Below are 16,678 nucleotides of genomic sequence, written 5' to 3'. Positions count from 1 at the left end.
ATTCGATGGTAAATTAAGTATGCATTATATGAGTCGACAGCAATTGCTACAACTAGGTTCTACTTTCCAAATTGAAAGTAATATCAATGAATTCATAGTTAAAAAGAACTAATATAAATGATGGTTTAGCGAGAAGCAACCAAGATATCTGTCCTTGGAAGATCATTTGTTCAAAATAGCCTAATGGAATTACTTTGAATTTATCGGTAATTTTAATAAAAAAACTCAAAAACAAGAAATTTAGTAGCGTTAAATACCTACTTTTCTTTATGAATAATAAAATATCGTCTCATGTTTTAATGATTAAGTGGTACTATTTTCTTTCTCGGTAGTGACAATGGTCTCTAAACAAAAGTAAGTGGATTGTATATACTTACATATAGAGGGAAGGAGGAGGTAGCTTGATTCTAGTTCGAAATGAAAACTTCGAAATTTCTGAGGAAAATGGCAAGGTATATATGCTTACTTTTAGCGCTGGTTTCCCATTAAAAGAATTTGATAGCATCCTACGTAGTCATCCACGACTGAAATTATCTAATTTTTCAATTTTAAAAAATGTGTTATCAACCCAGAATACCAATCCTGTTGAAATTGGACGCTGGCTTCCGAACATTGAAGCAGAAGTGGCACGTGATAAGATGTCAGCCTCTGTTTTTATATATGAAACGCTTGAATATATTCAAAATAATAAAGAGAAATTAACACAACAAATCCGAGAAACATTGAATGAAAATGGAATTGTGCACGGAATATTGGATTTTGATATATTGAAGGCTGAACCAGGAAAAGCATTTTTAATTGCTCAAGGAGAGCAACCTATAGCGGGAATAGATGCACAAATTACATACTTACCTAAACCAGAGAGAAAGCCGGTCATTCGTGAAGACGGTAAAGCGGATTACTATGATATGAATTTTATTTCGGAAATTTCAGAAGGCTCTTGGCTAGGTGAAAAGATTCCTGCTACATTAGGTAAACCGGGGAAAAATGTGCTAGGTCAAGTAGTTGCTGCTGTACCTGGACGAGATTATCCTATCAAATATGATACAAAATCGGCCTATGAAGTGGAAGAAGACGGAAAAGTAGTCATTCGCTCGAAAATCGCTGGCGTTTTAGATGATGTCAAAGGCATGATTGGTGTAAACAGACACCTTCCTATAAATGGTGATGTTGGAGTGGAAACAGGTAACCTTGAATTTAATGGTTCACTCAGTATTAAAGGTACAGTAACAAATGGCTATACGGTTATTGCGACTGGTGATATTTCCATTGAGGGAGCGGAGGGTGTAAGCGGTGCCAAGCTTATTAAATCCATTGAAGGTGATGTCTATATTCGTGGTGGAATCTTTGGGCTTGGTTCAACAGTGGTAGAAGCAGGTGGCAATATATTTGTTAAACATGTGAATGAAGCAAATTTATTTGCTGCTAATAGTATTCATATTGGTTTTTATGCACTAGGATCACAGCTTTCTGCTCATTCTATTTATGTGGACGAACGAAAAGGTAAAATTATTGGGGGGCGTGCAGTAGCTAAAAATACGATTGTTACGGCCATTTCAGGGAACCGATTAGAGCGTCGAACAGATTTGATAATAGAAAGTATTAATAAGCAGGAGAATAACTCCGTGATGCAAGAAAAAGCAGTACAGTTAAAACAATTGCAGACAGAGATTTCAGCACATGAGAATAGCATGAAAAATTTATTGCCTTTCCTCAATCAAATGTCGAAAGAACAATCAGCCTCATTTGAAGTAACAAAGCAAGCCTTAACTAAATTAAAGGCCGAAGCGATTACATTAGATCGTGAAATTAAATTATTAATGGATGAAATGCGTCATGTAGGGAAAGAAGAGATTGTTGTGACAAAAGAGGCCCATCCTGGAACTTATATTCAAATTGGTAGAAAATCATCTTTATTAAGCAAGATGACGAATGGCAAATTCCTGCTAGAATTCGGTGAGTTAAATGTCTAAGGTAGCTTTTATTCCTGTTTTTGCACATCGAGGAGCTTCTGCTTATGCATTAGAGAATACCTTTAAAGCTTTTGAAAAGGCATTAGAGCTAGGGGCCGATGGGATTGAACTAGATATTCAATTCTCAAAAGATGGATTACCTGTAGTGTATCATGATCCACAGTTATCGAGGTTAGTAGGCACGAATAAATTGGTAAGTGATTGTACGATGGAGGAGCTTCTGCGCTTTAAACTTGGCAAGCCTTGGAGACGTCTATTTTCGTCGTATAAAATGCCAGCGTTTGAGGCAGTTTTAGCATGGGCAAATACACAGCAGATGCCATTGAATATTGAATTAAAATCAACGATCCTGGATAATAAGAGTGGGCTCATTCATTTCCTAAGAGGCTTAGCGCCGCCAGAGGGTAGTCATTTTTCATCCTTTCACTATGAGCTTTTAGAGATCGTAAAAAAGCAGAGACCTGAATTTGAAACGGCCCTTATTGCCACGAAAAAAATAAAATGGGATCTTCTAGCTGATTATAAAGCCGCTGATAGTGTGCATATGCATAAAAGGTACTACAAGCCAAGATACTTGGAGGCCTGTGTTACAAGTGAAAAAGCATGTCGTTTTTATGCCATTGATGGCTCAGAATCATTTTTAACCAACCCGCATCCTTCTGTCATTGGTTGGATTACGGATTATCCTGATAAAGTCATCACAACACAGCAACGAGTATAAAAATAGCTATCCAGTAAGTCTTGCGTGACTTATATGGATAGCTATTTTTATTTTTTTTGGAAGCGTGGTGCTACTTTTCCATTTTTTCGATCGCGATGCAGTAAAAATCCAGCGAAAAACCCAAAGCCTATTACGAAGAAAATGACACCAACTACAAATTGTAGCCATAAAAATGGGAATGGTGAAATGAGCTTACCAAATAATGTATCACGCATAAATTTAATGCCACCTGCAGCCATAAGACCTGGAATAAGCATTACAATAAATGCAGCTAAACGGGCCATGCATACCCCTCCTTATTCCTATGATTAATTGTACCTGTGGATGGTGGAATGTCAAGGAAGGGTATAAATCAATATAATATTTTTGCCTAAAAACGAGGCAGGACAGAAAGTAGTGATTGTAACAGAATGTTTAGAAAATTCTTACTTAAATAAGAATATGTAATAATAGTTGCGAAATTGTGAATTTGTCAGTATTGTAAAAATAAGTGGAGCAATATTATCCATTACTAAACAATTTCTTCTTCAAGTATTAGGGTCTAAACACCTACTGAATAAGAGGAGCTCAGGATTTGCTGAGTGAGGACGCTATGAAGAAGTGATTGTTAGATAAAACTTGATTGGATGGGCATTTGGGGATGCACTTTCCAAAGCAAAGGGGCGAGTTTCATGGAAATCTTCAAGTATATGGAAAAGTATGATTACGAACAATTGGTATTTTGCCAAGATGAAGCATCAGGGTTAAAAGCGGTTATCGCTATCCATGATACAACACTTGGACCAGCACTAGGTGGAGCACGTATGTGGACATATGCGTCAGAAGAAAATGCAATTGAAGATGCATTACGTTTAGCACGAGGAATGACTTACAAAAATGCTGCAGCTGGTTTAAACCTTGGCGGTGGAAAAACGGTCATTATTGGTGACCCATTTAAAGATAAAAATGAAGAGATGTTCCGTGCGTTAGGTCGTTTCATCCATGGATTGAATGGCCGCTATATCACAGCTGAAGACGTAGGTACAACGGTATCGGATATGGATTTAATCCATGAGGAAACAGATTATGTAACAGGAATTTCTCCTGCATTCGGTTCTTCAGGTAATCCATCTCCAGTAACAGCTTATGGTGTTTACCGTGGTATGAAAGCAGCTGCAAAAGAAGCATTCGGTTCTGACTCACTAGAAGGATTAAAAATTTCTGTACAGGGTCTTGGAAATGTAGCCTACAAGCTTTGCGAGTATTTACATAATGAAGGAGCAAAACTTGTTGTAACAGATATCAATCAGGCAGCCATTGATCGAGTTGTGAATGACTTCGATGCAATTGCAGTGGCACCAGATGAAATCTATGCGCAAGAAGTTGATATTTTCTCACCTTGTGCACTAGGTGCAATTTTAAATGATGAAACAATTCCGCAATTAAAAGCGAAAGTGATTGCTGGATCTGCTAATAACCAATTAAAAGATTCACGTCATGGTGACTACCTACATGAATTAGGTATCGTCTATGCACCAGATTATGTAATCAATGCTGGTGGCGTGATTAACGTTGCAGATGAATTATATGGCTATAATCGAGAACGTGCAATGAAACGCGTTGATGGCATTTACGATAGTATTGAAAAAATCTTTGCTATTTCAAAACGAGATGGCATTCCAACATATGTGGCAGCGAACCGCTTAGCTGAGGAACGTATCGCTCGCGTAGCGAAATCGCGCAGCCAATTCTTAAAAAATGAAAAAAATATTTTACACGGTCGCTAATTTACACGGTTGATACATGATGAGAAGTCGCATTGTCGACTTCTTCTATTTTCAACAAGAAATAGGGCATTAATGAAGTAAAGCTAAAGATATTCTAGGACACGGACTGACTGCTAAAAATGGCTTGGTAATTGTTTAATAGAATCTTTAGCACTTTTCTCAATAGGGGGAATAAACATGGCTCGAAATTATGATGTTGTCATTTTAGGTGGAGGTACAGGTGGGTATGTTGCAGCCATCCGAGCTGCTCAGTTAGGCTTGAAAACAGCCATTGTAGAGCGTGAACGTTTAGGTGGTACTTGCTTGCATAAAGGCTGTATTCCAAGTAAAGCCTTACTTCGAAGTGCAGAAGTATATCGTATGGCGAATAAAACAGCTAGCGAATATGGTGTCGATATTGAAGGTGTGACATTACAATTTGACAAAGTTCAAGCGAGAAAACAAGCAATCGTTGAGCAATTAAGTCAGGGTGTGAATACACTGATGAAAAAAGGCAAAATAGATGTTTATCATGGTACAGGGCGAATTTTGGGTCCATCTATTTTCTCACCTATGCCGGGTACGATATCTGTAGAAATGTCAAATGGCGATGAAAATGAAATGCTTGTTCCAACAAATGTTGTCATTGCAACGGGTTCAAAGCCTCGTGGTATGGCAGGGTTAACGGTAGATGGGCAATATGTGCTAAATTCCGATCATGCTTTAGCGTTAGAAAATTTACCAAAGTCATTGCTAATCGTTGGTGGCGGTGTTATCGGAATTGAGTGGGCATCTATGCTATGCGATTTTGGTGTATATGTAACAGTTGTAGAATATGGGCCATCCATTTTACCAGCGGAAGATGCGGACATTGTTAAAGAAGTGACGAAACAACTTGAAAAACGAGGAGTTCGTATTGTTACGAATGCTCGCTTAGATACAAATACATTCAAAATTGAAAATGATAACGTTTTCATTTCAGCGAAAGTGAATGATAAAGAAGAAATCTTTGAGGCTGATAAATTATTACTTTGTGTAGGCCGTGAGGCGAATACGCAGGATATTGGTTTAGAAAATACAGAGATTGAAGTGGAAAACGGCTTTATTAAAGTGATTGATTCCTATCAAACGAAAGAGTCTCATATGTATGCCATAGGAGATGTGATTGGTGGCTTACAATTAGCACATGTTGCTTCTCATGAAGGGCTTTCAGCTATTGAGCATATAGCAACAGGGAAAACAGAGAAATTGGATGATTTGAAAGTACCAAAATGTGTTTATTCCTATCCAGAGGTTGCCAGCATTGGCTTAACAGAGAGTGCTGCTAAAGAACGAGGATTTTCATTAAAGATTGGTAAATTCCCGTTTAAAGCCATTGGTAAAGCATTAGTAAATGGAGAGACAGAAGGCTTTGTCAAAATTATTGCTGATGAAGAAACCGATGATATTTTGGGTATTCATATGGTAGGGCCACATGTGACAGATTTAATTGGAGAAGCATCCTTAGCGAAAGTGTTAGATGCAACACCATGGGAAATAAGTCAGGCTATTCATCCACATCCATCCTTAAATGAGGTGTTAGTGGAATCTGCTCTTGCAGTGGATGATCGTGCTATCCATTTTTAATTTTCTGAATTTCATAACTAACATATCCAAATGTGGGGATATAGGATAAGATAGTTATTTCTCTATAATACGAAAGGGGTGTTCGTATGCAAGATGTTCAAATCAAACATGAAGATTTAGGTTTGTCAAATGAAGATGTACTTGCTATGTTCGAAACAATGTTAATGGCCAGAAGATTAGATGAGCGTATGTGGTTACTAAACCGTTCTGGTAAAATTCCGTTTGTAATTTCTTGTCAAGGCCAGGAGGCAGCACAAGTTGGAGCAGCCTTTGCACTTGATAAAAATAAGGATTATATTGCACCATATTATCGTGATATGGGTGTTGTTTTACATTTTGGTATGACACCGAGAGAATTGATGTTATCTGCGTTTGCCAAAGCAGAAGATCCAAACTCTGGTGGTCGTCAAATGCCTGGTCACTTTGGGCAAAAGAAAAACCGTATTATAACAGGATCATCTCCTGTTACAACGCAAGTTCCACATGCTGTTGGTGTTGCACTTGCTGGACGACTACAAAAAGAAGATTTTGTTTCATTCGTTACACTTGGTGAAGGTTCATCCAACCAAGGGGACTTCCATGAAGGAGCAAACTTTGCAGGTGTTCATAAGCTACCAGTCATTATTATGGTAGAAAACAATCAATATGCTATTTCTGTGCCAGTGGAACGTCAACTAGGCTGTGCAAAAGTATCTGATCGTGGGATTGGCTACGGGATGCCAGGTGTGACAGTTGATGGGAAAAATCCGTTACAAGTGTATAAAGTGGTGAAAGAGGCCGCAGACCGTGCACGTAATGGGGAAGGTCCAAGCTTAATCGAAACAGTAACATATCGTTTAACAGCCCATTCATCAGATGATGATGACCGTCAATACCGTACGGCTGAAGATATTGCAGAAGGTAAAGCAAAGGATCCAATTGTCTTATTTGAAAAGTATTTAATGGATGCTGGCGTGATGACAGACGCAATACGTACTGAAATCGAAGAGCGTATCATGGCAGAAGTAAATGAAGCAACTGATTATGCAGAAGCGGCTCCATATGCACAACCAGAGCATGCACTTAAATATGTTTATGCACCAGTGGACGGAGGTGACATGTAATGGCAGTAATGTCTTATATTGATGCGATTACATTAGCAATGAAAGAAGAAATGGAACGTGACGAACGAGTTTTCATTTTAGGAGAGGACGTTGGTCGTAAGGGCGGTGTATTTAAAGCTACTACTGGACTATACGATCAATTCGGTGAATACCGCGTGCTTGATACACCTCTTGCAGAAAGTGCGATCGCTGGTGTAGGAATCGGTGCTGCGATGTACGGTATGCGCCCGATTGCTGAAATGCAATTTGCTGATTTTATTATGCCAGCTGTCAACCAAATCGTCTCAGAGGCAGCTAAAATTCGTTACCGTTCTAATAATGACTGGACTTGTCCAATGGTTATCCGTGCACCTTTTGGCGGAGGTATTCACGGGGCACTATACCATTCACAATCCGTTGAAGCACTTTTTGCCGGTACGCCTGGTTTGAAAATTGTCATTCCATCAACACCATATGATGCAAAAGGTTTGCTGAAAGCTGCTATTCGTGATGAAGATCCAGTATTATTTTTCGAACATAAACGTGCCTATCGTTTAATTAAAGGGGAAGTACCACTTGATGATTACACGTTGCCGATTGGTAAAGCAGATGTAAAACGTGAAGGAGATGACGTGACAGTCATTACCTATGGTTTAGCTGTCCACTTTGCTCTACAAGCGGCAGAGCGCCTAGCTGCAGATGGTATTTCTGCTCATATCCTTGACTTGCGTACAGTTTACCCTCTCGATAAAGAAGCAATCATTGAGGCTGCAAGTAAGACAGGTAAAGTATTGCTTGTCACAGAGGATAATAAAGAAGGTAGTATCATGAGTGAGGTTGCAGCAATTATTGCAGAGCATTGTTTATTTGAGCTTGATGCACCAATTCAACGTCTAGCAGGACCTGATGTGCCAGCCATGCCATATGCACCAACGATGGAGAAATATTTCATGATTAATCCTGATAAAGTGGAACGTGCTATGCGAGAACTTGCTGCGTTCTAATAGATCACAACAAGGCTGAATGAAAAAAGAGAAAGCCTCAGACGGAACAACAGATTTTGACTTTGAACACAAGAAAGTCAAAATCTGTCTAATTGCCTATCTACGTTTAATGTTTTTAGCGCTGCATCAGGTACAATGACGCCTAGGCTTAATTGATGGGAGGAATAAAGGATGTCGGTTCAAAATATTACAATGCCACAGCTCGGCGAAAGTGTAACAGAAGGTACAATTGAAAAATGGCTTGTAAAGCCTGGAGATACAGTAAAAAAATATGATCCATTAGCAGAAGTTGTTACAGATAAAGTAAATGCTGAAATCCCCTCATCATTTGAAGGGGTTATTACGGAGCTTCTTGCACAAGAAGGTCAGACATTACCAGTTGGGGCAGTCGTATGCTCGATTGAAATAGCAGGAGAAGGCGAATTACCAGCACCGCCACCTGAAAAAAAATCGGCAGTAAGTACGGCTATTTTAAATGCAGGTGTTCAAAAGAAACAGGAGGCACCACAGCAGGTGGCACCTCCAGTAGCTGCACCAAAAGAGGCACGTACGAGTAAAGTGCGTTACTCACCAGCTGTTCTTCGACTTGCACAGGAGCACGATATTGCATTAGACCTTGTAACAGGAACTGGCGAGGGTGGTCGTATTACAAGAAAAGACCTGTTAAAGCTAATTGAAACGGGTAATATCCCAACGGCAAACGATGTGGCACCAGCACCAACAGCTGTTCAAACAGCATCAGCGCCTACATCAGCGCCTCAGCAACAAGTGGAAAAAGCAGCTGCACCTGTACCACCGGTTCATCCAGGAGATATCGAAATTCCAGTGACGAAGATCCGTCGTGCCATTGCGAATAATATGGTGAAAAGTGTTCATGAAGCACCGCATGCTTGGATGATGATGGAAGTCGATGTAACAGATTTAGTCACTTATCGTGATAGCTTAAAGAATGAATTTAAGCAAAAAGAAGGCTTTAATCTTACATATTTCGCCTTCTTTGTAAAAGCGGTTGCTCAAGCTTTAAAGGAATTCCCGATGCTGAATTCTATGTGGGCAGAAGATAAAATTATTCAAAAACATGACATCAATATTTCGATTGCAGTAGCAACGGATGATGCCTTATTTGTACCTGTTATAAAACACGCAGATGAAAAATCCATTAAAGGAATTGCTAAAGAAATCCATGAACTGGCTATCAAAGTCCGTACAGGGAAATTAGCAATGGATGACATCACTGGTGGTACATTTACAGTGAATAATACAGGTGCATTTGGCTCTGTTCAATCAATGGGCATCATTAATTACCCACAAGCAGCAATCCTTCAAGTGGAAAGTATTGTAAAAAAACCGGTTGTTTTACCAGGTGGAATGTTTGCTGCACGTGATATTGTGAATTTATGTTTATCTTTAGATCATCGTGTGCTTGATGGACTTGTCTGTGGTAAATTCCTAAATAGAGTGAAAGAAATACTCGAAAATACAAATAAATCTTCAACGTCAGTCTACTGATGACTCGTCGGAAACCTGCTGTATAAGGGTTTCCGATTTTTTTTATGCTTTTCGAGTCGCAATTTGTCATGTAGAATAACAAATAGAAACTACTAAGGGGGGAAGCTGATTAAGCGTCCGCATGTCAAACAACATGAAAAATATTGAATTTGAAATACCAGCCTATTCAGACTGGCAAGATGCAGCAATCAAAGCTTTAAAAGGGAAACCATTTGAGTCACTATTCACAAAAACAAATGAAGGTGTTACACTACAGCCGCTTTACACGCAAGAAAGTTTAGTAGCTAAGCTTGGAGAAGAGCTTGATTTACAAGTTGCCACAATCCGTTCCCTACAAAATGGTCCAGTGTTTCAGGTGGCACAGCAAATTCACGCTGATTCAAGCGAAGCTTTTTTTGCACAGCTTGAAGATAGTTTAGCTCGAGGCAATGAAGTTATTACGATTGATAGCCGAGTGAGCTTTGCTTGGACAGAAGAAGTATTGGTCAAATTAGCATCATATTTCTCAGAATATTCGTTTAAAATTACTATCGAGGATTCAAAAGACCCATTATTAGCAGTATTCGACAACATTGCAGTAGATCAACAAGAAGCCATTGAAGGTTACATTATTTCGAAAGACCCTATCACTTTGACTGCATTTCCGAACGTGCGCTCAGTCAGTGCAGACACAACGGTTTACCATAATGAAGGGGCCAACGCTGTACAAGAATTAGCCTATGCACTTGCATTAGCAGCCAAATTTGCACAACAGGAAGAAAGCTTTGCAGCATTTTCGAAGAAGTTTTTTGTATCCTTTGCTATTGATACACAATTCTTTACGGAGATTGCGAAATTGCGTGCTTTTAAAGTACTTTGGAAAGCGTTCTCATCCGCTTATGGCGTCACAGATGATGTGAAAATCCCGACGGTTGCTGAAACATCATTAAGAAGCTTTTCTAAATTAGATGTGTATGTGAACTTATTACGTTCTTCAAATGAAGCGCTTTCTGGTTTAATCGGTGGTGCCGATCTCTTTACGGTTCATCCACATGATGTGTTAACGAAGCCTACGGATCAATCGATTCGTATTGCTCGTAATGTGTCATTAATATTAAAAGAAGAAACAAATGTCTTGAAAGTAACAGATCCAGCAGGGGGCTCTTACTTTATCGAGTCGTTAACAGCAGATTTTGTGAAAGAAGCTTGGGCATTATTTTTAGACATTGAGACAGCTGGCGGTATTGATGAATACACGGCTTCTGGCAAGCTTGCAGAAGAAGTGGAAGCATCCTATCAAAAGCGTATCAAAGCTGCACAAACACGGAAGCAATCATTAATTGGAACGAATATTTATGCAAATCCAGCAGATGTACTTGAACATGACACAAATCCATTGTTTGCTGACATTAAGCGTATTGCTGCTCCATTTGAGGAATTACGTGCAGACATGACAGCCGCTGATGTGAAAACAGGTATTTTGGCATTAGGATCATTAAAAAGCTCTAAACCACGTGCCGATTTTGTAGCGGGCTTCTTAAATACAGTCGGTCTTGTACCAGAAAAAAGTGAGCCAGTGACGACTGTGGAAGAGGCACTAGCTTGGTTGAAGGCTACAGAGGCTAAGTATGTAGTGATTGCGGGCAGTGATGATGATACAAAAGCACTTGTATCAGCCATTTTAGCTGATAAACCAGCGAATGTGCTTGTAGATGTAGCGGGTAAATTTAAAGACGAAGAAGAAGCGTGGTTAGCAGATGGCTTAAACGGCTTTATTTTCGCAGGACAAAACATCATCGAAAAATTACAGTCCGTGTTTGCGAGCATGAAGGAGGTCCAACGATGAGCAAGCCAAATTTTAATGCAGTAGAAATAGAAAAAGTTTTAACAGCTGAAACACCTCAAGCGTCTGACGACAAGTTCATGACAAATGAAGGAATTGAAATTAAAGATATTTACACAAAAGAAGATATCAAAGAGGCTAAACACTTAAACGATGTGGCAGGAATTGCGCCCAATACACGTGGGCCATACCCTACTATGTATGTAGCACGTCCATGGACGGTTCGCCAATATGCCGGTTTCTCAACTGCTGAAGAGTCCAATGCCTTTTATAAACGAAATTTGGCAATGGGGCAAAAAGGTCTTTCTGTAGCGTTTGACTTAGCAACACACCGAGGCTATGACTCTGATCATCCACGTGTAACTGGGGATGTAGGGAAAGCAGGGGTTGCCATTGACTCTGTTGAGGATATGAAAATCCTTTTCGATCAAATCCCGTTAGACCAAATGTCAGTTTCGATGACGATGAACGGTGCAGTATTACCAGTTCTTGCATTCTATATTGTGGCAGCAGAAGAACAAGGGGTAACGCCAGATAAATTAGCAGGTACCATTCAAAATGATATTTTAAAAGAATATATGGTGCGTAATACATATATTTACCCACCAGCTATGTCAATGAAAATCATTGCAGATATTTTTGAATATACAGCGAAATATATGCCAAAATTTAACTCTATTTCGATTTCTGGTTACCATATTCAAGAAGCAGGCGCAACAAATGATATTGAGCTTGCCTATACGTTAGCAGATGGCTTGGAATATGTACGAACAGGATTAAAAGCAGGTATTGATATCGATGCATTTGCACCTCGTTTATCATTCTTCTGGGCAATTGGTATGAACTATTACATGGAAGTTGCTAAAATGCGCGCAGCACGCCGTATTTGGGCCCAAATGATGTCAACGTTTAATCCAAAAAATCCGAAAACATTAGCTTTGCGTACCCATTCGCAAACATCTGGTTGGTCTTTAACTGAGCAAGATCCATTTAACAATGTGGCACGTACATTAATCGAAGCAAATGCGTCTTCCATGGGACACACGCAATCCCTTCATACCAATGCGCTAGATGAAGCGATTGCACTTCCAACTGATTTCTCTGCACGTATCGCACGTAATACACAGCTATTTTTACAAGAGGAAACAGCGATGACAAAAGTCATTGATCCATGGGGTGGTTCATATTACGTGGAGAAATTAACAGAAGAAATTACGAAGTCTGCTTGGGCGTTAATCGAAGAGATAGAAGCACTTGGGGGCATGGCCAAAGCAATTGAAACGGGCCTTCCAAAAATGAAGGTTGAAGAAGCCGCAGCCAAACGTCAAGCGAAAATCGATTCTAAAACAGAAACGATTGTGGGCGTGAACAAGTATCGCTTAACAAAAGAAGAGCCAATTGATATTTTGGATATCGATAATACAATTGTTCGTCAAAAACAAATCGAACGTTTAGAGGCGATGAAGGCAGCTCGTGATGAAGCGGAAGTTCAGAAACATTTAGCTCGCTTAACGAAAGCTGCTCAAGATGGAGAAGAAAACTTACTAGCCGTGGCAGTGGATGCAGCGCGCGCTCGTGCTTCTTTAGGTGAAATCTCTGATGCTATCGAAGTAATTTCTGGTCGTCATAAGGCCGTGATTCGTTCGATTTCAGGTGTTTACTCTGCGAACTTCTCGGATGAGGAGCAAATTGCAGAAGTGAAACAAATGACAGAAGAATTCCTTGAAAACGAGGGGCGTCGTCCACGTATTTTAGTTGCCAAAATGGGACAAGATGGACATGACCGTGGCGCGAAGGTAGTCGCAACAGGCTATGCGGACCTAGGCTTTGACGTAGATATTTCACCATTATTTATGACGCCTGCTGAGGCAGCTCAAATGGCTGTTGAAAATGATGTCCATGTTATCGGGGTATCTTCACTAGCTGCAGGTCATAAAACATTAGTGCCTGAATTGATTGCAGAGCTTGAAAAACTAGGTCGTGGGGATATTATCATTATTGTGGGTGGGGTTATACCAGCACAAGATTATGATTTCCTTTATAATGCAGGCGCAGTAGCCATTTTCGGTCCAGGTACAGTGATCCCTGTTTCTGCACTAAAAATTATTGAAGAAATCTACAAACGTTTAGGCTACGAGGAAGTGTCTGAATAATGGACAAAAATAAAGGAATCGAAGACAGTGCGCTATTTGTCATGGACGGAGTAGAGGCAACTCACGACGGGATGCAATATGGTACACCCAAAAAATTCCGAAAGAAAAAGGCAGACAGTCTAAATGTAGGAGAGCTTGCACAACAAGTACGTGCGGGCTCTCGCACACATTTATCAAAAGCCATTACCCTCATTGAAAGTTCCAATGCTACACATAAAGTGCAAGCACAAGAACTATTGCAGGAGCTTCTTCCACATACAGGTAATAGTATCCGAATTGGCATAACGGGTGTGCCAGGAGCAGGGAAAAGCTCATTCATTGAGGCTTTCGGCACAAAGCTTTGTGACATGGGAAAACGAGTTGCTGTCCTAGCCATTGATCCGAGTTCTTCTCTATCAGGGGGGAGTATACTTGGCGATAAAACCCGAATGGAGGAGCTCGTCAAAAAACCTACTGCATTTGTGCGTCCATCCCCATCGGCAGGTACCCTAGGGGGTGTTCACAAAAAGACGCGGGAAACGATGTTAGTTTGTGAGGCTGCAGGCTATGATGTGATTTTAATTGAAACAGTTGGTGTCGGACAAAGTGAAACCTATGTCCGTGGTATGGTTGATTTCTTCCTTCTTCTTGTTTTAACAGGAGCGGGGGACGAATTGCAGGGCATGAAAAAAGGCATCATGGAATTAGCAGATGCGATTGTTGTGCATAAGGCGGATGGTGATAATATTCGTCTTGCCAAAAAAACGGTTGCAGAGTATAAACAAATTTTGCATTTTTTACAGCCAGCTACACCTGGTTGGATGTCAACTGCCATGCCTGTTAGTTCATTAGAAAAAAGGGGTCTTGATAAGGTTTGGGATACAATTGGAGAATTCAAGCAAATTGTAGAAGCAAATCACTATTGGGCTACCCGGCGCCAACAACAAACAAAAGAGTGGTTCCAATCGATGATTACCGATCATTTAATTGATCTATTTTATGGGAATCCGCAGCGTAAAGCACAAGTACAACAGCTTGAACGTCAAATTTTAAGTGGACAATTGACTGTCACACAAGGTGTTGATCGTTTATTTAGCGTAGAGCAGGAAGACAAGTAAACGAGTCTTATTGTCATCTAAGTAAATTCAACTGAATTGTGATGAGCAAGTAGGTGCACAAATTCGTTGCAAACTGCTATGATAAGAGATGGATAAGCGTCAAAAACCTACTATATGAAATATCACTATATTGGCGCGAACTTGAAAGGAGCTATCGCTATATGAATATGGATTACGATTTATTTATGCAGGAAATTTTAAAAACAGCACGTGCTGAAATTGAGGCAGCTGGTTATGAACAACTACAAACACCAGAAGCTGTAGAAGAGGCGTTTGCTCGTCCAGGTACAACATTAGTAATGGTGAACTCAGTATGTGGTTGTGCGGGGGGGATCGCTCGTCCAGCAGCGGCACAATGCGTTCATTATGATAAACGTCCAGACCATTTAGTCACAGTGTTTGCAGGGCAAGATAAAGAAGCGACTGCAGCGGCACGTTATCATTTTGGAGAAGATCATTTACCTTCATCACCATCATTCGTTCTATTAAAAGATGGACAAGTAGTCGCAGAAGTGGGACGCTATGAAATTGAAGGGCATGACCCAATGTCGGTTGTGACAAACCTACAAGCAAACTTTGAAGAATATTGTGACGAGCTTTAAGTCCTTTCTTGCATAAGAAAAATCATTCAAATGAAGTAGAAAAGCCTCATAGATCATGTTGTCTATGTAGGCTTCCTACTATTCATCATGAGTAGATAGTTTCATTATCGTTAAAATTTTCGTAATATTGGCTAAATAATTAGCTAAATGAGTGAAGAGTACTAAAGGATGGGAGGCAGTCGGCCTGAAGACGTTTTCAATCGGCTATCGAACGTTAAAAACAGCAATTGGTGCGGCCATTGCTATTGCCATTGCGCAGTATTTTGATTTAGCCTCATATGCATCTGCTGGTATTCTGACCATATTATGTGTGCAGCCAACAAAAAAGAAATCCATTTATGCAGCCTATACACGACTAGTCGCAAGTATTGTGGCAATGCTTTTTGCCTTCGTAAGCTTTGAGTTATTTGCTTATCATCCGCTTACATTAGCGGGCATGCTTATACTGTTCATACCAACCATTGTGTCTTTAAAGGTTGCGGACGGATTTATCTCCAGTGTCGTCATTATTATGCATATTTACGCTGCTGAAGGTTACTCATTGACACTTGTTTATAATGAATTAGCGTTGATGGCTATCGGTTATGGAACAGGGATTGCCATTAATATGTATATGCCAGACATTCAAAAGGAATTAAATTACTACAGAGTTAAAATTGAGGAGTTATATAGTAAGATTTTTTTAGAAATTGCCAGCTATTTACGGCAAGGAGATACGCTGTGGAACGGGCACGAAATCATAGAAGCAATCAGGGCACTTGAAGAGGCAAAATCATTGGCCTTTAAAGATGTTGAAAACCATTTTATGAGACGTAAAAATGATTACTATGTTTATTTCGATATGCGTGAGCAACAGCTAGAAATTATCGAAAGAGTACTGCCCAAAGTGACAACATTACCTGTTATAGTACAAGAGGCTGAAATTGTGGCAGATTTTTTACAAGACCTTGGAGAGCATGTTCATTCGGGAAATACGGCTAGTCATTATCGTGAAAAGCTCGACAATGTTAAGCGTGATTTTTCTCAACTTCCTTTACCACAAAGCCATGAGCAATTTATCGCCCAGGCAGCACTCTATCAGTTTATAGAGGAAATGGACAGGTATTTAGAAATAAAGCAGTCATTTAAAGGGTTAAAGGTTAAAAAAGAGCGCCCACAGTAGTGTGGACGCCTCATGCTTGTCTTAAACTATCATAGATAATCCGAATGCTAGAGATGAGATTAGCATAATTGCGATCATACTATAAACAACGATTTTTTGAAATTTTTTATTACTCATATGCTCGTTCGCTCCTTCTTTTCTTATAAATAGTTTAGCAAATCTGAAAAATTTCTCAAGTAGTA

Annotated in this window: 14 protein-coding genes; 12 read left to right on the top strand and 2 right to left on the bottom strand. The window is 39.8% G+C overall.

The annotated features are described in order from the left end of the window. Positions 1–401 precede the first annotated feature (401 nt). Both MHB65_RS15075 and MHB65_RS15070 read left to right on the top strand, forming a co-directional pair. Complete coding sequence (locus tag MHB65_RS15075) at positions 402–1,973, top strand: FapA family protein (protein ID WP_342440908.1); 1,572 nt, start codon at positions 402–404, stop codon at positions 1,971–1,973. After that, positions 1,966–2,694: a glycerophosphodiester phosphodiesterase gene (locus MHB65_RS15070; protein ID WP_342440907.1), complete on the top strand. Its 729-nt coding sequence runs from the start codon at positions 1,966–1,968 to the stop codon at positions 2,692–2,694. Before MHB65_RS15075 ends, MHB65_RS15070 begins: the two co-directional genes overlap by 8 nt. Positions 2,695–2,741: 47 nt before the next feature. Here MHB65_RS15070 and MHB65_RS15065 read toward each other — a convergent pair whose 3' ends face one another. Next, complete coding sequence (locus MHB65_RS15065; protein WP_004231186.1) at positions 2,742–2,978, bottom strand: DUF2627 domain-containing protein; 237 nt, start codon at positions 2,976–2,978, stop codon at positions 2,742–2,744. Positions 2,979–3,365: 387 nt separating this feature from the next. Here MHB65_RS15065 and MHB65_RS15060 point away from each other — a divergent pair, with 387 nt between their 5' ends. The 10 genes from MHB65_RS15060 to MHB65_RS15015 all read left to right on the top strand — a co-directional run bounded on the left by MHB65_RS15060 (position 3,366) and on the right by MHB65_RS15015 (position 16,496). Next, on the top strand, positions 3,366–4,460 hold the full coding sequence (locus tag MHB65_RS15060; RefSeq protein ID WP_205444240.1) for a Glu/Leu/Phe/Val dehydrogenase: 1,095 nt from the start codon (positions 3,366–3,368) through the stop codon (positions 4,458–4,460). A gap of 177 nt (positions 4,461–4,637) precedes the next feature. Next, entirely contained in the window at positions 4,638–6,065 is a 1,428-nt protein-coding gene (gene lpdA, locus MHB65_RS15055) for a dihydrolipoyl dehydrogenase (RefSeq protein ID WP_342440906.1), read from the top strand. Positions 6,066–6,151: 86 nt separating this feature from the next. Then, a complete protein-coding gene (locus MHB65_RS15050) occupies positions 6,152–7,168 on the top strand; it encodes a thiamine pyrophosphate-dependent dehydrogenase E1 component subunit alpha (RefSeq protein ID WP_205444237.1) in 1,017 nt (338 codons plus the stop codon). Further along, positions 7,168–8,151, top strand: a complete 984-nt coding sequence (locus MHB65_RS15045) for an alpha-ketoacid dehydrogenase subunit beta (protein WP_016993882.1) — start codon at positions 7,168–7,170, stop codon at positions 8,149–8,151. The genes MHB65_RS15050 and MHB65_RS15045 overlap by 1 nt, the downstream gene beginning before the upstream one ends. A gap of 171 nt (positions 8,152–8,322) precedes the next feature. Further along, a complete protein-coding gene (locus tag MHB65_RS15040) occupies positions 8,323–9,660 on the top strand; it encodes a dihydrolipoamide acetyltransferase family protein (RefSeq protein WP_342440905.1) in 1,338 nt (445 codons plus the stop codon). A gap of 121 nt (positions 9,661–9,781) precedes the next feature. After that, a complete protein-coding gene (locus MHB65_RS15035) occupies positions 9,782–11,485 on the top strand; it encodes a methylmalonyl-CoA mutase family protein (RefSeq protein ID WP_342440904.1) in 1,704 nt (567 codons plus the stop codon). Next, positions 11,482–13,635 (top strand): methylmalonyl-CoA mutase, encoded by a 2,154-nt coding sequence (gene scpA / locus MHB65_RS15030; RefSeq protein ID WP_342440903.1) that lies wholly within the window; start codon positions 11,482–11,484, stop codon positions 13,633–13,635. The genes MHB65_RS15035 and scpA overlap by 4 nt, the downstream gene beginning before the upstream one ends. Beyond that, positions 13,635–14,732 carry a methylmalonyl Co-A mutase-associated GTPase MeaB gene (meaB, locus tag MHB65_RS15025; RefSeq protein WP_205444232.1) on the top strand — a complete coding sequence of 366 codons (1,098 nt, stop codon included), beginning with the start codon at positions 13,635–13,637 and terminating at the stop codon, positions 14,730–14,732. Before scpA ends, meaB begins: the two co-directional genes overlap by 1 nt. 161 nt (positions 14,733–14,893) lie before the next feature. Continuing rightward, positions 14,894–15,334, top strand: coding sequence for a BrxA/BrxB family bacilliredoxin (locus MHB65_RS15020; RefSeq protein WP_205444231.1), 441 nt, complete (start codon positions 14,894–14,896; stop codon positions 15,332–15,334). A gap of 151 nt (positions 15,335–15,485) precedes the next feature. Further along, entirely contained in the window at positions 15,486–16,496 is a 1,011-nt protein-coding gene (locus MHB65_RS15015; protein ID WP_342440902.1) for an aromatic acid exporter family protein, read from the top strand. 21 nt (positions 16,497–16,517) lie between these two features. On the opposite strand, the gene prli42 is transcribed toward MHB65_RS15015, so the two are convergent. After that, positions 16,518–16,613, bottom strand: a complete 96-nt coding sequence (gene prli42 / locus MHB65_RS15010; RefSeq protein WP_205444229.1) for a stressosome-associated protein Prli42 — start codon at positions 16,611–16,613, stop codon at positions 16,518–16,520. Positions 16,614–16,678 lie beyond the last annotated feature (65 nt).

The sequence above is a fragment of the Lysinibacillus sp. FSL K6-0075 genome (assembly GCF_038592945.1).
GTDB classification, from domain to species: domain Bacteria; phylum Bacillota; class Bacilli; order Bacillales_A; family Planococcaceae; genus Lysinibacillus; species Lysinibacillus fusiformis_F.
This window is presented reverse-complemented; position numbering and strand designations above follow the sequence as displayed.